Source organism: Acidobacteriota bacterium, assembly GCA_040752915.1.
Taxonomy (GTDB): domain Bacteria; phylum Acidobacteriota; class UBA4820; order UBA4820; family DSQY01; genus JBFLVU01.
The window spans coordinates 27,668-46,065 of sequence record JBFMHB010000018.1 but is presented as its reverse complement, the minus strand read 5'-3'; the positions used below and the strand labels follow the sequence as shown (position 1 = coordinate 46,065).

The 18,398-nt window shown below is 68.0% G+C and carries 16 protein-coding genes and 1 tRNA gene; 11 read left to right on the top strand and 6 right to left on the bottom strand.

The window, feature by feature from the left end:
• Nucleotides 1-400: 400 nt before the first annotated feature.
• From nadB to AB1824_05325, 3 genes are read left to right on the top strand one after another with little or no spacing between them, the layout of a single operon-like run.
• A complete protein-coding gene (nadB, locus tag AB1824_05335) occupies nt 401-1,993 on the top strand; it encodes an L-aspartate oxidase (GenBank protein MEW5764380.1) in 1,593 nt (530 codons plus the stop codon).
• Entirely contained in the window at nt 1,990-3,468 is a 1,479-nt protein-coding gene (gene accC, locus AB1824_05330) for an acetyl-CoA carboxylase biotin carboxylase subunit (GenBank protein ID MEW5764379.1), read from the top strand. The genes nadB and accC overlap by 4 nt, the downstream gene beginning before the upstream one ends.
• Before the next feature lie 34 nt (nt 3,469-3,502).
• Complete coding sequence (locus AB1824_05325; protein ID MEW5764378.1) at nt 3,503-4,018, top strand: biotin/lipoyl-containing protein; 516 nt, start codon at nt 3,503-3,505, stop codon at nt 4,016-4,018.
• A gap of 124 nt (nt 4,019-4,142) precedes the next feature.
• On the opposite strand, the gene AB1824_05320 is transcribed toward AB1824_05325, so the two are convergent.
• Nucleotides 4,143-4,415, bottom strand: a complete 273-nt coding sequence (locus tag AB1824_05320) for an HU family DNA-binding protein (GenBank protein MEW5764377.1) — start codon at nt 4,413-4,415, stop codon at nt 4,143-4,145.
• Between the two features lie 129 nt (nt 4,416-4,544).
• On the opposite strand from AB1824_05320, the gene AB1824_05315 reads away from it, so the two are divergent.
• From AB1824_05315 to AB1824_05305, 3 genes are read left to right on the top strand one after another with little or no spacing between them, the layout of a single operon-like run.
• The gene (locus tag AB1824_05315) at nt 4,545-5,765 is read left to right on the top strand and encodes a DUF4147 domain-containing protein (protein MEW5764376.1); all 1,221 of its coding nucleotides are present in this window, start codon (nt 4,545-4,547) and stop codon (nt 5,763-5,765) included.
• 17 nt (nt 5,766-5,782) lie between these two features.
• Nucleotides 5,783-7,090, top strand: coding sequence for a radical SAM family heme chaperone HemW (gene hemW, locus AB1824_05310; GenBank protein ID MEW5764375.1), 1,308 nt, complete (start codon nt 5,783-5,785; stop codon nt 7,088-7,090).
• Entirely contained in the window at nt 7,087-7,866 is a 780-nt protein-coding gene (locus tag AB1824_05305; GenBank protein MEW5764374.1) for an SDR family oxidoreductase, read from the top strand. Before hemW ends, AB1824_05305 begins: the two co-directional genes overlap by 4 nt.
• On the opposite strand, the gene AB1824_05300 is transcribed toward AB1824_05305, so the two are convergent.
• A complete protein-coding gene (locus AB1824_05300; protein MEW5764373.1) occupies nt 7,811-8,968 on the bottom strand; it encodes a cation-efflux pump in 1,158 nt (385 codons plus the stop codon). The genes AB1824_05305 and AB1824_05300 overlap by 56 nt on opposite strands.
• Nucleotides 8,969-9,033: 65 nt before the next feature.
• Between AB1824_05300 and AB1824_05295 the strand changes: the two genes are divergently transcribed.
• The 5 genes from AB1824_05295 to AB1824_05275 all read left to right on the top strand — a co-directional run bounded on the left by AB1824_05295 (nt 9,034) and on the right by AB1824_05275 (nt 13,378).
• Nucleotides 9,034-9,110 (top strand) — tRNA-Arg (locus AB1824_05295).
• 312 nt (nt 9,111-9,422) lie between these two features.
• Nucleotides 9,423-9,686, top strand: coding sequence for a phosphopantetheine-binding protein (locus AB1824_05290; GenBank protein ID MEW5764372.1), 264 nt, complete (start codon nt 9,423-9,425; stop codon nt 9,684-9,686).
• On the top strand, nt 9,683-10,165 hold the full coding sequence (gene coaD, locus AB1824_05285) for a pantetheine-phosphate adenylyltransferase (protein ID MEW5764371.1): 483 nt from the start codon (nt 9,683-9,685) through the stop codon (nt 10,163-10,165). Before AB1824_05290 ends, coaD begins: the two co-directional genes overlap by 4 nt.
• The gene (locus tag AB1824_05280) at nt 10,162-11,346 is read left to right on the top strand and encodes a pyridoxal phosphate-dependent aminotransferase (GenBank protein MEW5764370.1); all 1,185 of its coding nucleotides are present in this window, start codon (nt 10,162-10,164) and stop codon (nt 11,344-11,346) included. Before coaD ends, AB1824_05280 begins: the two co-directional genes overlap by 4 nt.
• Nucleotides 11,347-11,746: 400 nt before the next feature.
• Nucleotides 11,747-13,378 carry a M4 family metallopeptidase gene (locus AB1824_05275; GenBank protein ID MEW5764369.1) on the top strand — a complete coding sequence of 544 codons (1,632 nt, stop codon included), beginning with the start codon at nt 11,747-11,749 and terminating at the stop codon, nt 13,376-13,378.
• 150 nt (nt 13,379-13,528) lie between these two features.
• On the opposite strand, the gene AB1824_05270 is transcribed toward AB1824_05275, so the two are convergent.
• The 4 genes from AB1824_05270 to AB1824_05255 all read right to left on the bottom strand — a co-directional run bounded on the left by AB1824_05270 (nt 13,529) and on the right by AB1824_05255 (nt 18,353).
• Entirely contained in the window at nt 13,529-15,013 is a 1,485-nt protein-coding gene (locus AB1824_05270) for a DEAD/DEAH box helicase (protein MEW5764368.1), read from the bottom strand.
• Complete coding sequence (locus AB1824_05265; GenBank protein ID MEW5764367.1) at nt 15,010-16,089, bottom strand: hypothetical protein; 1,080 nt, start codon at nt 16,087-16,089, stop codon at nt 15,010-15,012. Before AB1824_05265 ends, AB1824_05270 begins: the two co-directional genes overlap by 4 nt.
• A gap of 285 nt (nt 16,090-16,374) precedes the next feature.
• Entirely contained in the window at nt 16,375-16,797 is a 423-nt protein-coding gene (gene arfB, locus AB1824_05260) for an alternative ribosome rescue aminoacyl-tRNA hydrolase ArfB (protein MEW5764366.1), read from the bottom strand.
• Entirely contained in the window at nt 16,794-18,353 is a 1,560-nt protein-coding gene (locus AB1824_05255; protein MEW5764365.1) for a DASS family sodium-coupled anion symporter, read from the bottom strand. Before AB1824_05255 ends, arfB begins: the two co-directional genes overlap by 4 nt.
• Between the last annotated feature and the right edge of the window lie 45 nt (nt 18,354-18,398).

Genomic DNA, 18,398 nt, shown 5'->3' with positions numbered 1-18,398 from the left:
CCCTGTGGGCCATCCTGGAGCTGGCCCGAAATCTCGATCGCCCTTCGCGCATCGTCACGATCTTTCCCGACGGCGCCTCACGCTACCTGAGCACCATCTTCAACGACGACTGGATGCGGGAGCGCGGATTCCTTTGATCCGGCGCTCCGGCGGACCGCATGGGCCCCTCCGGTGCCGGGACGAGGCGCCGGGCGAAGAGGGCGCGCTCCATGTGCGCCGCCGCCCGCGCCTCTCCGCCACGCGCGGGCGGATGGCCGCGGACGGAGGCGCGGGCGCGCCCGGGCCCGGGGCCGAGCGGTTGCCTGTGCGGGGCGGGCCTGCGTAGAATGGTCCCGGAGGTCGGAATGGGTCCGAGGCTGAAGAGTTGCCGGCGCTCTCCGGGCCGGCGGGAGCCGAAGCGTTGACCTCCGAAGCCCCTCTCATGTGCGATCTCGTGGTCTTGGGCTCGGGCATCGCCGGGCTCCGAGGGGCGGTGGAAGCCGCCCGGGCGGGTTGGCGCGTCATCGTGGTCACGAAAGACCTTCCCAGGGAATCCAACACCGAATACGCCCAGGGCGGAATCGCCGTTCCCCTTCCCGATCCGGAGGATCGGGAGCGCCACCTCGCCGACACCCTGGCGGCGGGGGACGGCCTGTGCGATGAGTCGGCCGTCCGCGTCCTGGTGGAAGACGGGCGCGACCGGGTGGAGGAGCTCATTGCCTGGGGCGCCGAGTTTGACCGGAAGGCCGGGGAACTTCACTACACCCGCGAGGCGGCTCACAGCCGGAGCCGCATTCTCCACTCCCACGGCGACGCCACGGGCCAGGAACTGGAGCGGGTCCTGACGGCGGCGGCCGGGCGGGAAGAGAACATCCGCGTTCTCCCTTTTCACACGGGCATCGCGCTCATCCTCGAGGAGGGGAGGTGCCGGGGCGTGTGGATCCTGGACGAAAGCGAAAACCGCGGGCGGCCCGTACTCGGCCGGGCCGTCCTGATCGCGACGGGGGGCATCGGGCGTCTGTATCAGCAGTCCACGAACCCAGCCGTGGCGACGGGGGACGGCATGGCCATGGCCCTTCGAGCGGGGGCCGTCATGGCCAACCTGGAATTCGTCCAGTTCCACCCTACGGCCCTGTTCCTACCCGGCGCGCCGCGGTTTCTGCTTTCGGAAAGCATGCGGGGAGAAGGGGCGGTCCTGAGGAACGCGGACGGCAAGCGCTTCGCCCACAAGTACCACCCGGAGGGAGAACTGGCCCCACGGGACGTGGTCACGAGGGCCATCGTCTCCGAAATCCAGGCCCAAAAAGGGCGCCCCGTGACGCTCGACCTGACCCACCTGCCCCCGGATTTCGTCCGAAAGCGCTTTCCCACGATCCACTCCACCTGCCTCCGGTACGGATTGGACATCACCCGCCGCCTCATCCCCGTCTATCCCGCCGCCCACTACATGATGGGCGGGATCGAGACCGATCGGGAGGGGCGCACCTCCCTTCCCGGCTGCTACGCCGCAGGGGAGGCGGCCTGCACGGGTGTCCACGGTGCCAACCGTCTGGCCAGCAACTCCCTCCTGGAAGGGCTCGTCTTCGGGACCCGGGCGGCCCGCGCCGCCCTTCGGGACCGCCCCGAGGCCCCGGAGGAACGCGAGGTGCCGCCCCTGAGGCTGTCGGGGTGCGCCGACCTGGAAATCGTCAACGCTTTGAGGAAGCGGTGCGGGGCGGTCATGTGGGAAGGCGTGGGCATCATCCGCGCGGCCCGCGGCCTGAGGGCCGCCCGGCTGGAGCTTGAAGGCATCCGCAGAAACCTCCGGGACGGGTGCTTTCACCGCAGGGTCTTGGAAACCGCCAACATGGCCCTCTTGGGGGACGCCATCGCCGCCTCCGCCCAGTACCGGTGCGAGAGCCGCGGGGGCCACTACCGGCAGGACCACCCGGAGAGGGACGACGCCCGGTGGCGGCGTCCAAGCCGGCTCCTTCTCGAGGGGGAGACCTTCCGTTTCTTGGAGGTGACCTCGTGATCCGAAAAGTCCTCATAGCCAACCGCGGGGAGATCGCCGTCCGGATTATCCGGGCCCTGAGAGACATGGGGATCGCGTCCGTGGCCGTCTTTTCCGAGGCCGACAGGCAGTCCCGCCACGTCCGTCTGGCCGACGAGGCCTATCCGGTCGGCCCCGCCCCCTCGAGCCAGAGCTACCTGAACGTGGAGGCCATCCTGGCGGCGGCGCGCCGCGCCGGGGCGGATGCGGTGCATCCGGGGTACGGCTTCCTTTCCGAGAACGCGTCCTTCGCCGCACGATGCGCGGAAGAGGGGCTGATATTCATCGGGCCCCCTCCGGAGGCCATTCATGCCATGGGCGAGAAGACCCGCGCCCGGCAGATCATGGCCGCCGCCGGGGTCCCCGTGGTGCCGGGCACCCTCGAACCCGTGAAGAGCCAGGAGGAGGCCCTGTCCGAAGGGCGCCGCATCGGCTTTCCCATCATGCTCAAGGCGGCGGCGGGCGGTGGCGGCAAGGGGATGCGGCTCGTTCGGACCGAACAGGAGATGGCCGGCGCGTTCCGGGACGCGTCCTCGGAAGCCGTGCAGTCCTTCGGAGACGGGTCGGTGTACCTCGAGCGCGCCGTCTTGAACCCTCGCCACATCGAAATGCAGATTCTGGCGGACGGGCATGGAACGTGCCTCTGGCTCGGCGAACGAGAATGCTCGATCCAACGGCGACACCAGAAGGTCATCGAGGAGTGCCCCTCCCCCTTCGTGGGGCCCGACATGCGAAGGCGGATGGGCGAGATCGCGGTGAAAGCGGCCCGGGCCGTGGGCTACGTGAATGCCGGAACGGTGGAGTTCCTGGCCAGCCAGGAGGGGGACTTCTACTTCATGGAGATGAACACCCGCCTCCAGGTGGAGCACCCCGTCACGGAGATGGTCACCGGCCTCGACCTCGTGAAACTGCAGGTGAGTGTGGCGGCCGGAGAGCCCCTTCGCCTCAAACAGGAGGACGTCTCCCAGCGCGGGTGGGCCGTGGAGTGCCGGATCTACGCCGAGGATCCAGAAAACAACTTCCTCCCATGCCCGGGGAAGATCGTGGCGGTGCGCTTCCCGGAGGGGCCCGGCGTGCGCGTGGACTCGTCCTTGTACGGGTCGGGGGAGGTGAGCATCCACTACGACCCCATGATCGCCAAGGTCGTGGCCTGGGCCGATGATCGCGCCGGGGCGGTGGCCACAATGAACCGGGCGCTCCAGGAGTTCCAGATCGTCGGGATCCGATCCAACCGACACTTCCTCATCGAGATCGTGAATCATCCCGAGTTTCTGGCGGGGAACCTGAGCACGGACTTCATCCCGCGCTTCCTGGGCCCCGGGGAGTACCGGAGGCCCGAGCCCCATCCGGTGGCGGACATCGCGGCGGCCATCGCGGCGTACGAGTCGGCCGTGCGGAGCCAGCCCCGACCTGAAGCCGGGAGCGGCGTGAGCGCGTGGAGGCGAAGCCTCCGCTAGGACGCGGCGGGGGACCCCATTCCTGGAGGCGGACGTGCGGTACGTGATCCTCAGAAACGGCCGGGAGATACCCGTGGAGCTGGCCCCTCGGAACGGGGGGTACGTGATCACGCTGGACGGCAAGACCTGGGAAGTGGACAGCGAGTTTCTCCTCCCGGGCCTTTACTCTCTCCTCGTGGACGGAAAGAGCTATGAGGTGAGCGTCTATTCGCCCGAGCCGGACGTGTACAACGTCCACCTGTACGACGGAACCCGCCGAGTGGAGCTTCTGAGCCCCATCGGGCTGGTGCTGCGGGGCCAGTCGGGCGGGGGAGCCGGCCACGGGGCCGCGGTGAAGGCGCCGATGCCGGGGAAGGTCGTGAAGATCCTCGTGGAGCCGGGCCAGGCGGTGCGGAAGGGCCAGGGCGTCATCGTCGTCGAAGCCATGAAGATGCAGAACGAGCTACAGGCCCTGACGGACGGGATCGTCCGGGACATCCGCGTGAAGGAGGGGGAGGGCGTGGTGGGCGGCGCGGACCTCGTGGTGATCGCGCCCGCGGAGGAGGCGTGAAGCGAAGGTGTCCGGCGGGCCTACCCCTCGCCGGCCGAGTCCTCCCCCACGTCGGGCGCCCGCCGGGGCGGAAAAAAAAGGAGGGGCCCGAAGGCCCCTCGCTTCCGACCGATGGAATTCGAGATTACCGAACGCTGTCGGCCAGACCCTTGCCGGGCTTGAACTTCACGACCTTCTTGGCCGCGATCTTGATGGGCTTGCCGGTCTTGGGGTTGCGGCCGGTGCGGGCATTGCGCTTGCCCACCGCGTACGTGCCGAAACCGACCAGCGTGACCTTGTCGCCCTTCTTGAGGGCCTTCTGGACCGCGCCCGTGAAGGCGTCCAGGGCCTTGGCGGCCTGGGCCTTGCTCAGCCCAGCGTGGTTGGAAATCGACCCAATCAGTTCAGCCTTGTTCATCCGTACCTCCTATAAAGGTTCTGGGCACAATATAGGGCTGGAACTCCCGCCTGTCAAGGGGTTCAGGCGGAGCTATCCCCGGAAACTCCCTGGCGGTGAGGATTCTGGCATATAGAAAAAGGTGAAAGCGTGAGGGACGCGCTTCTTGAGGGCATGGCTCTGGCGTCCGTCCTCCGGGACTTTCTGGCCGACTCGGCCCCGGAACGCGTCGCCCCGCCGCTTCTCCGGGCCCACTTCGAAGGCAGGTCGGTCCCGGACCGGGTTCTCTGCCTGGGCAAAGCCGCGCCGGGCCTCGCCGCCGCGGCTCGGGCGGTCTGGCCATATGTCCCCGGGCTCCTCTACGGGGTGCCTGGAAGGCCGGCTCCTCCGGGCTTTCTGGACCTGCGCGGCGACCATCCCGAGCCGACGCCAGGAAACGTCCGGCGCACGCGGGAAGTGCGGGACTGGTTGCGGGAAGGCCGGGGAGGGCTTCTGGCGCTCGTCTCTGGAGGCACCTCCGCCCTGCTCGTCGCGCCCCGTCCACCGTGGACCCTGAGGGAGAAGGCCGGGCTGGCCGCCCGGCTCCTCGCGTCGGGGGCTCCCATCCGGGACGTCAACGCCGTTCGGCTTGCGCTCTCCGAGGTCAAGGGGGGTGGTCTCCTGAAAGATCTGGGCGGTTGGTCCTGCGCCACGGGCATCTGGTCGGACGTGGGGCCGGGCCAGGCACGTCTCGTGGGCTCGGGCCCCACGCTTCCCTGGAGGCCGGCCGTTTCGGCGGGACAGGTGCTTCGGGCCTTGGGGATCTCAGCCCCCCGGGGGCTCCCAGCCCCATCGCCCGCCGCTCGAAGGCCCAGGGACCGCTGGTTCCTGCTGGCGGACGGGCTCTTCCTGCGTCGCCTGGCGGCGGATTCACTGAGGGCACGGGGCTTGCGCGTGAGGGAAGTGCCGGTGCGAGAGGGCGAAGGGGCGGATGTTCTTGCGGCGCGGCTCGTCTCGCTCGCGGTCGCGGCGCGGGGCGGGGGCGGTCCTCCACGAGCCTGGGTCGGGGTCGGGGAGGCAACGGTGGATGTGGGGAACCACCGGGGGGCCGGCGGACGGTGCAGCCACCTCGCCGCGGCCCTGGCCCTCCTCCTGCGGGAAGCCGCGCCTTCTGCGCGGTGGTCCTTGACGGTCCTGGCGACGGACGGGATGGACGGCAGCGGGGATGGAGGGGCCTTTACGGACGACCGCCACGTCCCGAACCCGTCTGCGCTGAAGGAGGCCCTGGCCAGGAGGGAGACGGCATCCCTTTGGAGAAGGGAGGGGACGTTCATCCCGCGCGGACCCGCCGGCAACAATCTGAGGGACCTGTGGGTTCTGGTGGTCGGGTAGGCTCCGGGAGGATCCGGATGGACGCGAGGCGGCGACCAGTAAAGACCGGGCCCGTCTGGCCCGGCGACGACGGACGCCTTGGGATATACGTCCACGTTCCGTATTGCGCCTCCTTGTGCGGGTACTGCGACTTCCACCGAGCGGTGAGTCCCGACGGCGTTCCCGCGGGATACGAGGACCGGGTCCTCCTGGAAGCCCGCCTCCACCATCGGGATTCGGTGCGAGAGGTGGACACGATCTACTTCGGCGGCGGGACACCCTCTCTCCTGCCGGTGCGCCGCTTGGCGGCCCTCCTGGACGGCCTGCGCCGGCTGTTCCGCGTGGCGGATGGGGCGGAGACGACCCTCGAGGCCAATCCTGAGACCGTGACGAGCGCCTCGATCGATGGCTGGCAGCAGGCGGGCGTGAACCGTCTTTCGCTGGGCGTCCAGTCCTTCCAGCCTGGGGTTCTCGAACTTCTGCAGCGCCGCGCGACGGCAGGACAGGCCCTGGAGGCCGTGGTCGCGGCCGCCCGGGCGGGCTTCGAGCGGCTGTCCGTGGACCTCATGGCCGGCGTGCCGGGACAATCCTTGAAAGGCCTCGAGGAGGACCTCCGGCGGGCCTCGGATCTTCCGGTGGACCACATATCGGTGTACGCCCTGGATCTTCACCCCGGAACGCCCCTTGCCCAGCGTGCGGAGCGGGGTGAGGTGCTCCTTCCCGGCGATGACTTGTGCGCCCGGATGTTGGACCGCACGCACGAAGTCCTGACGAGGGAAGGCTGGGGCCACTACGAGATCTCCAATTTCGCGCGGCGGGGGGGGGAGTGCCGGCACAACCTGAAATACTGGCGCGGAGGGGAGTACGTGGGTCTCGGGCCCTCCTCCTGGAGCCGGATCCGGGGGCGTCTACTCGGGAACCCCCGCGACGACGTGGCCTGGACCAAGGCCCTGGAGGCAGGCCTCCCGCCCTGGGAGACAGAGATCGTCCTGACTCCGGAGCGCCTCCTGGAAGACCGGCTCATCTTCGGGCTCCGTCTGGCGGAGGGAGTGCCCCTCGCGGAAGTCCAGGGCCTCTTCGCCGGAACCGAGTACCGGCTGGCCCACCTTTTGGGGAGGCTCTCCGATCAGGGCCTCGCCGAGCTGCACGGCGACCGGCTGCGCCTGACCCCGAAAGGGTTCCTCGTTTCCACCACGGTGATCGCGGAACTCCTGTCTGTTCGTCCTGGAGAGGCGGCGCAGGGGGGAGGCGAAGGGTTTCCCGGAGTCCCGAGCGGGAAGCCCGGGGCCGTGTCGAGCGTTCGGGGAAACGGCCCCGTTCGGGCCCCCAAAGGGAGCCGTTCATGAAGCCGCGGTGGGTCCTCATCACAGGTGCTTCGTCGGGGTTGGGGAAGGAGTTCGCGGATCTCTTCGGGCGGGACCGGTGGAACCTCGTCCTGACGGCGCGCCGCGCCGAACGCCTCTCGTCCCTGGCTTCGGATCTGAACCTGCGACGGGGAGTGAAGGTTGAGGTCCTGCCCGCCGATCTGACTCTCCCCGAGGCCCCCGTCAGGATCGTGAAGGAGCTCGAGGGGAGGGGAGTGGAGGTCTCCGCTCTCGTCAACAACGCGGGTTTCGGCCTCCGCGGGGGAGTCCAGGACATCTCCCTGGAGAAACAGGCAGAGATGATCTACGTGAACGTCCTGGCCCTGACCTCCCTGACCCGGCTCCTCCTTCCGAAGATGCTCGCCCTCGGAGACGGCGGCGTCCTGAACGTGGCCTCCACCGCGGCCTTCCAGCCTGGCCCCTACATGGCGGTTTACTATGCCACGAAAGCCTACGTGCTCTCCTTCACCGAGGCCCTGGCCGAGGAGGTGCGCGGTTCGGGAGTGAAGGTCTCCTGTCTTGCACCGGGGGCGACGGAAACGGAGTTTGCGGCGGTGGCGGACATGGAAGGTAGCCGCCTGTTTCGAATGGGGGCCATGGATCCCCGGAGAGTGGCTGAGACCGGCTACGATGCCTGGAAGCGGGGCCGGGTCGTCGCGGTCCCGGGCCTTCGAAACCGGCTGGGCGCTTTTTCCGTGCGGCTTACTCCGCGCTTTCTGGTGCGGAGGCTCGTCCGCCTCCTCCAGAGTCCTTCGTGACCGGCTCCGCCGGTTCGGCGTGCACGGTGACCGTCACGGGTCCGGCCACCGCCTCCCTTACCGTCTTTTCGATACGGTCCGCCGCGGCGTGGGCCTCGGCAAAGGAGAGGCATCCCGGAAGGCTCACCGTCAGGACCACGTGGGTGCCCTCCCCGCTTTTCAAGAGGAGAGCCTTCGAGCAGCCCGCGACCTCGGGGATTTCTTGCACGGCCTCACGGATCAGCCGGCTCTCCTCCTCCATCGAAATCGGAGCCCCATCGGGCTCGGCGTGGACGAGCACGTCGGCCCGGCTCAGGGCTCCCTGGACGGCTCGCTCCACGGCTTCGGTGACGCCGTGGGCCGCCTCGAGGGGCATTCCCGGATCGAGGCCCACCTTCAGGTCCACGAAATGCCGGGCCCCTGCCTCGCGGACGCGCACGTCGTAGGCTCGGGCCACGCCGGGGACGGATTGGGCCGCCCGGGCGACCTTCCCCACGTGATCCCCTGGAACCCGGTCCGTCAGGGCGTCCACGGACCGCATGCCGAGACGGACGGAGATCCAGACCACGAAGAGGGAGACGCCGATGGCGGCGATGGCGTCGGCCTGCGGGTAGCCCAGCAGGGTGAAGACCAGGCCCCCGAGCACCACCAAGGAAGACAGAATGTCGCTGGAGAAGTGGAGAGCATCCGCCTCCAGTGCCTTGCTGCGCGTTTCCCGCGCCACGCGGGAAAGGGCCCGGCTGCGAGATACATCCACCACGATGGCCAGCACTACTACGCCGAAGCTCCAGGCGTTCACCTTCACTTCAACGGTCTTGAAATACAGCCGGGCCACGGCCTCGTAGACGATCCAGACGCAGGTAACGAGGAGCAGGAGAGTCTCCAGGAGTGCCGAGAGGTTCTCGATCTTTTCGTGGCCGTACGGGTGGTCCCGGTCCGCGGGCCGGTCCGACACCGTGACGGCCCACCACGTAAGGCCCGCCGCCAAGAGGTCCAGGGCCGAATGGGCCGCCTCGGAGAGGATCCCGAGGCTCCCGGTCCAGAGGCCCACCCCAAGCTTCGCGCCCGTCAGGAGGCAGGCCGCGGCCACGGAGGAAATCGCCACACGCCGCTTCGCATCCATTCCGGACCTCCCCCCCGGACGTCCCGTCCCACGGGGCTTCTGATTGCGCTATACTACCACCTTGTGCGCCCGTAGCTCAGGTGGATAGAGCATCTGCCTTCTAAGCAGATGGCCGCAGGTTCGAGTCCTGCCGGGCGCACCAAAGATGGCAAGGGGGGAGGGCATCCAGCCCTCCCCCCTTTGCGCTCTGCTCCCTTCGGTCGCGCCGCTGATCCCCCCACCTGGAGAGGTCCGCGCTCCAGCGGGAGTGAATCCCGCTTCGCGCGTGGCATCTCGGTAAGGAAGCCCGGGGGGACGAGAAGGGCGGGAGGCCCTTCGGGGCCCTTCCGAGGGCGCGACCGAAGAGGGAGCGGCCGCAGGGTGGGCGCCGGTCCGTGTCGATTCGCTGGAGACCGCCCCCTTTTCCCATCGATGGAAGGTTCGGCTAGAATGGTGCCTGCGCGTGGGAGGAGGCATGGCCGATTTGAAGGACCGCATTCGGGTCCTCATCGTCGAGAAACTGCGGCTGGAAAAGGTGAAACCACAGGACATCGGGGACGAGACGCCGCTCTTCGGGGAAGGGATCGGACTGGATTCGGTTGACGCCCTTGAACTGGTGGTGGCCCTTGAAAAGGAGTTCGGGATCCGCATCGCGGACGAGGACCTGGGCCCGAAGGTGTTCCAAAACGTAGGCACCCTCGCTGCCTTCGTGGAAGCGAAGGGAGGAGCGACCCAATGAAGGCGATGGCGATCTACCCCGGGTCCTTTGATCCCGTGACAAACGGTCACGTGGACCTCGTGATGCGGGGTGCGGGCATCTTCCAGACCGTCGTCGTGGCCGTCTTGCGAAACACTCAAAAAGAGGGGCTCTTCACCGTCGAGGAACGGGTCCGTCTCCTCCGGGAGAGTCTTCGCGACGTGGACCGGGTGGAGGTGGACGCCTTCGACGGCCTTCTGGTGGATTACGTGCGCCGGCGCGGGGCTCGGCACATCCTGCGTGGAATCCGAGCCCTGTCGGACTTCGAATACGAGTTCCAGATGGCCCTCATGAACCGACGCCTGGCCCCCGATCTGGAGACGGTCTTCCTCATGCCGCGGGAGGAGTACACCTATCTGTCCTCCCGTCTGGTCCGCGAGGTGGCGCGCCTGGGAGGGCCGGTGGAAGGTCTGGTTCCCGCCCCGGTGCTCCGGATGCTCAAGGAGAAGTTCTCGAAATGACCGCCCGCAGAATGGAGGCCGTGGAGGCATCCAAACTCCTCGATCTGATCGTTCAGGGGCAGGAATTGAAGCGAAGGGGCGTCCCCTTCGTGGATATGGGACCCGGTCAACCCGATTTTCCCGTGCCCGGCCCCATTCTGGAGGCCACGGAACGCGCCCTCCGCGAAGGTTACACTTATTATAGCCCGGTGATGGGATTGCCCGCCCTGCGCGAGGCCGTGGCCGACCGGTACAACCGGCTGTACGGCGGGAAGTACACGGCGGCCAACGTCCTGATCACCGCCGGGGCCAAGGGCGCCCTCTATCACGTGATCGGCTCCCACATGGACGCCGGCGAGGAGGTCCTCGTCCCGGTGCCGTACTACGTTTCCACGCCCCAGATCGTCAGGCTGTGGGGCGGGACCCCCCGCCTCGTTCCTTGCCGCTTCGAAAACGGCTTCCTACCGGAGGTGGAGGCGCTGGAGGCGGCCTCGGGTCCGAGGACCCGGGGGATCGTCCTCAACTCCCCGTGCAATCCCACCGGGGCCGTCGTGCCCCGGGACCTTCTGGAGAAGATCGTGGCCTTCGCCGAGGGACGGGGGATGTTCATTATCCTGGACGAATGCTATGACCGGTACGTCTACGAGGAGGGCCTCTACGCCACGTCGGCCCACCTCGACCCCGAGGCCCGCAGGCCCGTGTTCTGCGCGGGTTCCTTCTCCAAGACCTTCTCCATGACGGGCTACCGGCTGGGCTGGGCATTGGGGCCCGCCGAGGGGATTTCCGCCGCGGGCCGGATCCAGGCCCACTCCATGAACGGCGCCACGACCTTTGCTCAGATGGGCGGACTGGAGGCCCTTCGGCGGGAGGAGGAACTCTTCGGGCCCGTCCTGCGCGACTACTCCGTGCGGCGCGATGCGTTGTATCAGGGTCTCCTGTCCCTCCCCGGAATCGAAGCGCTCCGACCGGATGGCGCGTTCTACATCTTTCCACGCGTCACGGGGCTCATGGAGCGGCTGGGGGCGGACACGTCGGACCTTCTCGCGACTCGACTTCTTGATGAGGCCGGGGTCATGGCCATCCCCGGTTCCGCCCTGGGCCTCGAGGGCTTCATGCGCTTCTCCTTCGCCGTTCCGGTTCCACGAATCCGGGAAGCGGTGGGGAGGATCCTTGGCCTCTTGGAGCGGACGGGGATGCCCTAGCCAGGCGGATCCCGCCGCGCCGCCTTTGGGCCAGGCGAAGCGTCCCCGTCACCGGGAACGCGGTTCTCCTGATCTCCTCGATCGTCTGCAAATCAAGGCCCCAGGTTCCGAGCGGGTTCACCCATTCGAATCAGGCTCCGGCGGGACCCCGATTGAGGCCAAATCGTAACCTGAGTACACGAATTGCTATAAACGCAGGTTACGGCAACAATAAACCTATTAAAAATATATTGAATCACCATCTGACCATGGTCCACTGCGTCGCGGATGCGTGAACGGAATTATCGGTTAGAAGATAACTGTGAGAACGACTAGAGGAGTCGTTTTGCTGACTTTTCCGAATTGGGCACGTCCCTTGCGTATTTCGCCTCCCTGTTAGGACCTTTCATAGGAGGTGTGGATGGTGAAGAGGACGTGGATCGCCCTGGTTGTACTGGCCCTCGGAATCGCGGCCCTGGCCGCGGCGCCCGGCGGGATCGTCCCCGGACCGGCCCCCATGCCGGCGGGCGGAATCGTTCCCGATGTCGAGATGGCCAGGCAGAACGCGGAAGCGGAGGCCGCGAACTACCTTGCGGAGGCTCAGGGGAGACTGGGCCTCGGCGACGAAAACCTGACGTTTCTTCCCAGGAGCACGGACGTGGACCCCTTTGGCGCGAGCCACGTGCGCTTCGCGCAATTCTACAAGGGCATCCCGGTTTTCGGACAGGAGGTCATCGCCCACGTCAACAACGCCGTGGGTGGTGTCTTCGCGCTCACGACCCGCGTGGAGGCGATCCCCGACCTCGACGTGACCCCGTCTTTCGGCGCGCACCAGGCCGAGAGGATGGCGAAGGAACAGTTCCGTTCGCTCCACGGCCCCGGGAAGGCCTCGGCGCGGGCGGAACTCTTCATCTACCCGAACTGCTCGGGCTACGACCTGGCGTACGTCGTCCGGGTATCCAACGTGATGCAGGACAACCTCACCCCCGCCGAGCACGTCTTCGTGATCGACGCGCACAGCGGCGCTCCCATCGCGGACTGGGATGACCTGCACACCGTGGATATCACCCCGTACACGGTGCCCAAGACAGCCACCGGCCATTCCTATTACAGCGCCGACGTGACCATCGGAACGGCACAGAAGTCCGATCTCACGGCCAGCTATTCCCTGGTGGATCCGAGCCGCGGCAACAGCTACACGATGGACATGCTGAACAAGAAGACGGGCGGAGCGCTCTTCGTGAACGCCACGAACGTCTGGGGAGATCACACCCTGGCCACCCGGGCCACCATCGGCGTGGACGGCCACTACGGCCAGCAGGCCACCTGGGACTTTTACAAGCTGACCTACGGCCGCAACGGCATTTTCAACGACGGCAAGGGCGCCTATTCCAGGGTCCACTACAGCCGTTCGTACAACAACGCCTTCTGGTCGGATTCCTGCAAGTGCATGACCTACGGCGACGGGGACGGCACGACCTTCTCTCCCCTCACTTCGCTGGACGTGGCGGCCCACGAGATGAGCCACGGCGTCACGGCGGCCACTTCGGCCCTCATCTATTCGGGCGAATCGGGCGGAATGAACGAGTCCTTCTCCGACATCATGGCCTGCGGCGTCGAGTTCTGGGCCGCCGCCCACGGCGCCACGACCGTTCCGGACTACTGGATCGGTGAAGACATCTACACGCCCAAGACGGCGGGCGACGCCCTTCGGTACATGGACGACCCCAAGAAGGACGGCCGGAGCATCGACCACTACAGCCTCTACACCTCCAGCATCGACGTGCACTACTCCTCCGGCATCTGGAACAACATGTTCTACCTTCTTGCGGCGGGCGGGACAAACAAGACGTCCGGCATCAGCGTGACGGGCATCGGGATCGACAAGGCCCTCGCCATCTGCTACCTGGCGAACACGGGCTACTTCGATCCTTCCGAGACCTTCGCCATGGCCCGTCAGGATTGCATCGCGGCCGCAACCCAGCTCTACGGCGCCTCCAGCACGGAAGTGACGAGGGTGGGCCAGGCCTGGACGGCCGTCGGCGTCAACTAGTTGGCGGAAGGCAAATCATCGAAGGGGCCGGGCGGTGACGCCTGGCCCCCTCTCTTTTCGGGCCGGAAAGAGCGGAAGATCCGGGGCCGAGGGGACGGCCGCGCCTTCCCCGCTTCGTGCTTCGGCGCACGCGCTGGAGGCGGCCCCTCCCTACCGTCTCCTGGGGGGACGGCGGTCACGGCCCTCGCGGGACCGGCCCTCGGGACGGCGAGGCCTGTTTTCGCGGGACGGCGCGGGAGGGCGGGCGGCGCCGAGGGGCGGCGTCTCGGGACCGTGGAGGCTCCGCTGGTAATAATTGTCCAAGAGCATGGCGACGAGATCCGTCTCGTCGGCCTCCTGTTCGAGGCTCCGCGCCAGGGGAAGGAAGCGCTTGAGGCGCTCCTTCCGGATGTTGTCGAGGGCGCGGAATTCGGATTCGAGGAGCGCCGTGACGCGCTGGGCCACAAGGGCCTCCACCTCCTCGTCGGTGGGGAGGGGCCGCTCCTCCATGGGGAGGTTGTACGCGCGGGCGATTTCCATCAACCGGATCTCCTCCATGCCCGCCACCAGGGTGATGGCGGTGCCGGCGGCCCCCGCGCGCCCCGTTCGGCCGGAGCGGTGCACGTACGACTCGGGGTCCTCGCCGGGCTCGTACTGGATCACGTGGGACAGCTCGGGGATGTCGATGCCTCTTGCGGCCACGTCGGTGGCCACGAGGAACCGCAAGGAGCCCTCCCGGAGCCTGGCCATGACTTTCTCGCGGGCGGCCTGGGTGAGGTCGGCGCTGAGGGCGTCGGCGTCGTAGCCGAAGCGCTGGAGGACCGTCGTGACGAATCCCACATTCTCCCGGGTGTTGCAGAAAATGATGGCGGAGGAGGGGTTCTCCACCTCGAGGATCTTCACGAGGGACCGGTCCTTCCGCATGGGCGGGCAGACGGTGAAGAGGTGGGTCGTCTCGGCCACGTGGACATGGTCCTTGCTCAGGCTGAGAAACCCGGGGTGGTCCAGGAACTCCTCCGCCAGGCGAAGGACGTAGGGGGGGTAAGTGGCCGAGAACATGGAGCCGTGCACGCGGCGGCGGGGGAGGAAGGACTGGATCCGGCGCATGTCCGGATAGAAGCCCATGGAGAGCATCCGGTCGGCTTCGTCGAAAACGAGGAACTTCAGGCCGTCGAGGCTCAGGGTTCCTCGGATGAGGTGGTCCAGGATCCGCCCCGGGGTGCCCACGACGAGGTGGGCGCCCCGCTTGAACCCTTCGATTTGGGGTCCGTAGGCCGCCCCCCCGTACACGGAGACCACGTGCAGGCCCCTTTCGCCGAAGAGGAGCGTGGCGGCCTGCGCCACCTGGTGGGCCAGCTCGCGGGTGGGCGTCAGAACCAGGGCCTGGCAGGTCGCCGAAGCGGGGTCCAACTGATGCACCATGGGAAGGATGTAGGCGCCTGTCTTCCCGCTTCCGGTCCGGGACTGAACCATCAGGTCCCGGCGCTGGAGCAAGTAGGGGATGGCCTTGGCCTGAACGGGCATGAGGGCGGACCAGCCGGCCCGCGCGGCGGCCTCGCGCACGGCCTCGGGAAGGGCCTCCAGGGTCGTTTCAGGAAGGGCGTTGTCGGGCTCGACGAGGGGTTCGGCGGGCCTGTTCGGTTCGGATTCGGTCATTTTGGGGCCTCGGATGTGGGGTCCTGGGGCGGCGAGGGAGCCGTTTCCCGAGCGGAGGCGCCGGTCGCCTCCGATGGCTCGGGAAGGGGCTCGAAAGGCATGGGCGCCGGCATCGGCGCCTCGGGTGCCGGCGCCGGCGGGGTCTGCGGCGCGGGGGCAGCCTGCGACAAGAATCGCCATTCGGGCCCGAACTGTTCCAGGAAGTAAAGGGAATAGGAGCGAACGAAGACGAAAATGGGAAGAAAAGCCACGCTGCTGAGATAGGGCAGGGCGGCGATACAGCAGGTCACGCAGGTGCCGATGAGAACCAGGACGCCGGCGACGATGGCGATGACGACCTTGGCCAGCACGTACAGCAGGAACACGCCCTCGTGGCCGGCCAGCATCTCGTCCCGGAAGATCCGGAGGGCCTGCACGGGCCGTGCGCCCCGCCGGTAGGTGATGGGCACGACGAAGTCGTTGACGGCCATCTGGAGGAGAGCGAGGCAGACGAGAAGGATGGCGAGGAGAAGGAGGCCGAGCAGGAGGGCCGTGACGGACCGAGCCCCGAAGCGGCCGTCGCGGATGTTGGGGTAAGCGAGGACGAAGCAGAAGCCTCCGATGAGGGCGAAGGCCCCGAGACCCGTAAGGCCCACGAGGAAGCGGAAGACGAAGAGGGTGTTCCCGAAGGCGCGGAAGCGCTCCCAGGGCTCGCTGACGGCGGCGCGGTTCTTGATGACGTTGTCGAGGAACATGAACTTGCCCCGGCTGGAGAGCCAGGTGAGGAGGGTGGCGAGGGCGAAGACGAAGAGGATCACTCCCCCGGCGATGAGGATCACGAGGCCCCAGTGATCGGCCATCCACTGACCGGCGCCCCGCCCGAAATCGTCCAGATCGTCGCGCCCGCCGCGGCCCCGTCCGCCGAAGTTCCCCGCGGGATTGAAGCCTCCCCCTCCGTCCCCGAGATGGGCGAGGAAGGCGCAGAAGCCCATGACGAACCACTTCTTGAGGTCGAAGTGTTCGAAGAGGACGCGGCGGGTGTGCTGGAGCGCCGGATCGATGGGCGAAATGACCGAGATTTCCTGGACCCCTGCCATGAGGACCCCCTGCTTCCCACCGAGGCTCGCGGAGTTGCCCGACGGTCCTCCATACCCTAACACCGGCGGGCTCCCGAAAAAAGGGGGCGTTCGAGCTCCCTTCCCGGCTCGCTCGCCCAGGCGTCAGCCGCGCCTGGCTTCGGACGGGAGAGAACGCCCCGGCCGCGCGGGCGTTCGTAGGGTCAGCGAAGGCGCCGGGAAGAGGGGGGTTGGGGATGCGGGAGATGGCGGAACTCGCAGTCGGCGAAAGCCAAGCCATCGCCCTCCTGCGGTTCGCCCCGGCGGCTAATCCTCTTCCTCCGGCGCCCCTCTCCGGCCCTTTAGGGCGCCGCGCCGTTTCTTTTCCGAGATGCGCCGCTCCCGCGAGGCGGCGGTGGGCGCCGTCGCCACCCGCTTCCGGGGGACGAGGGCGGCCTCCCGGATGAGGGCCACCAGGCGGCCCACGGCGTCCTGCCTGTTTCGCTCGCGCGACCGGAAGCGCCGGGCCGTAATGAGGATTTCTCCCGAGGAAGTGAGGCGGGCCCCGGCAAGGGCGAGCAGGCGTTCCCGCACCTCCTCGGGAAGAGACGGCGAGCCCGCGGCGTCGAAGCGGAGCTGGACGCACGTGGACACCTTGTTCACGTTCTGGCCCCCGGGGCCCGGAGCCCGGACGAACTCCTCCACGACCTCCTCGTCGCGGAGAGAAATGGACGGCGTCACGCGGATCACGGCCCCCCCCCTCCCAAGACGAGCGGCGCCACGATATACACCCCCAGGGGGATGACGACCACCGCCACCGCATCCAAGGACACCCCCACCTTGATCATCTGAGTGATGCGGACGCAGCCGGAGCCGTACACGATGGCGTTGGGAGGGGTGGAGACGGGCAGCATGAAGGCCATGCTGCATCCCAGGGCGCAGGCGACGGCGGGCTCCAGGGGCGACACGCCGGCGCTTGCGGCGGCGGCGATGGCGAGGGGGACGAGCATGGTGGCCGCCGCCGTATTGGAGGTGACTTCGGTGACGACGATTCCCACGGCGGCGAACAGGAAGGTCAGCGCCAGCGTGGAGCGAGCGCCCGTGGCGGAAACGAGGCCTTGTCCCACGGCCCCCGCGAGCCCCGTCTTGAACATGGCGGCGCCGAGGGAGAGCCCGCCGCCGAAGAGGAGGAGCGTGCCCCAGTCAATGCGCACGGCCTGGTTCCAGGTGAGGGTGAAGGTGCCGGACGCGCGGTCCGCGGGGAGGAGGAAGAGGAGGGAGGAGGCGGCCAAGGCCACGACGCTCTCGGGAAGGACGCTCTGGAGAAGGACGTAGAGCCCGCTGGATGTGCCCGCCACGGCGGCCACGGCGCCGGGAAGCACCCAGAGGACCACGGCGAGGAGGAACGCGGAAAGGACATTCCACTCCCCCCGTGACATGGGGCCCATGGCCGCCCGCTCCCGCCTCAGGATCTCGGAGGCCCCTTCGATGCTCCGCACCTCGGGGGGCAGGAGGAGGCGCATCAGGACGAGGGCCGCGGAGAGCATGACGAGGAGGATCGGAAGGGCCAGGAGCATCCACTGGAAGAACGGGACCTTTACGCCCGCGAGCTTGTCCAGGTATCCCATGGCGATGAGGTTCGGCGGTGTTCCCACGGGAGTCCCGATGCCGCCGATGGAGGAGGCGAAGGCGCACAGGAGCATGAGCGCCGTACCGAACCGGAGCCGCGTCGGGTCCACCTCCCTTCCGCCCGCGGAAAGGAGTCGCGCCATGGCGCCCAGGACGCCCAGGGCGATGGGGAAGAGCATGGCCGTCGTGGCGCTGTTCGAGAGCCACATGGAGAGGCCAGCCGCCAGCCCAGCGAAGGCCAGGAGGACCCGGGCGGCGGAGCCCCCCACCAGGCGCGAGGAAAGCAGGGCGAAGGCGACGCGCCGGTCGAGCCCGTGGACGGCCATGGCCTCGGCGAGCATGAAGGAGCCCAGGAACAGGAAGATCACGGGGTCCCCGAAAGGGGAGAAGGCTTCGCCCGGTCCCGAGACACGCAGGAGCACCATGAGGGACGGGCCGAGCAGGGCCGTCACGGGGATGGGGACCGCCTCCGTGATCCACCAGACCAGGACCCACGCCACCACCGCGGCGAGGCGGGAGGCTGCCGCGGAGGGTGCGGGCAGGGGCGCCAGGAGAAGCAGAAGGAAGACCGCGGGGCCGAGATAGAGGCCCGCCGTTCTCCGCCGGGCCTCGAAGCGCTCCTCCGCGGGGGACAGCTTCTCGCGGATCTCCGAAAGGTCGCCGTAGCGGAGGTTCATCCCCTTCCCCCTTCCCGGTGGCCCCAGGGTACCACGGCGGCGGCC

What these genes read in the sequence shown, in the direction of transcription:
- AB1824_05320 (MEW5764377.1), bottom strand. Translation starts at nt 4,415, where the DNA reads ATGAACAAGGCTGAACTGATTGGGTCGATTTCCAACCACGCTGGGCTG.
- hemW (MEW5764375.1), top strand. Translation starts at nt 5,783, where the DNA reads ATGGACGCGAGGCGGCGACCAGTAAAGACCGGGCCCGTCTGGCCCGGC.
- AB1824_05305 (MEW5764374.1), top strand. Translation starts at nt 7,087, where the DNA reads ATGAAGCCGCGGTGGGTCCTCATCACAGGTGCTTCGTCGGGGTTGGGG.
- AB1824_05300 (MEW5764373.1), bottom strand. Translation starts at nt 8,968, where the DNA reads ATGGATGCGAAGCGGCGTGTGGCGATTTCCTCCGTGGCCGCGGCCTGC.
- AB1824_05290 (MEW5764372.1), top strand. Translation starts at nt 9,423, where the DNA reads ATGGCCGATTTGAAGGACCGCATTCGGGTCCTCATCGTCGAGAAACTG.
- coaD (MEW5764371.1), top strand. Translation starts at nt 9,683, where the DNA reads ATGAAGGCGATGGCGATCTACCCCGGGTCCTTTGATCCCGTGACAAAC.
- AB1824_05280 (MEW5764370.1), top strand. Translation starts at nt 10,162, where the DNA reads ATGACCGCCCGCAGAATGGAGGCCGTGGAGGCATCCAAACTCCTCGAT.
- AB1824_05275 (MEW5764369.1), top strand. Translation starts at nt 11,747, where the DNA reads ATGGTGAAGAGGACGTGGATCGCCCTGGTTGTACTGGCCCTCGGAATC.
- AB1824_05270 (MEW5764368.1), bottom strand. Translation starts at nt 15,013, where the DNA reads ATGACCGAATCCGAACCGAACAGGCCCGCCGAACCCCTCGTCGAGCCC.
- AB1824_05265 (MEW5764367.1), bottom strand. Translation starts at nt 16,089, where the DNA reads ATGGCAGGGGTCCAGGAAATCTCGGTCATTTCGCCCATCGATCCGGCG.
- AB1824_05255 (MEW5764365.1), bottom strand. Translation starts at nt 18,353, where the DNA reads ATGAACCTCCGCTACGGCGACCTTTCGGAGATCCGCGAGAAGCTGTCC.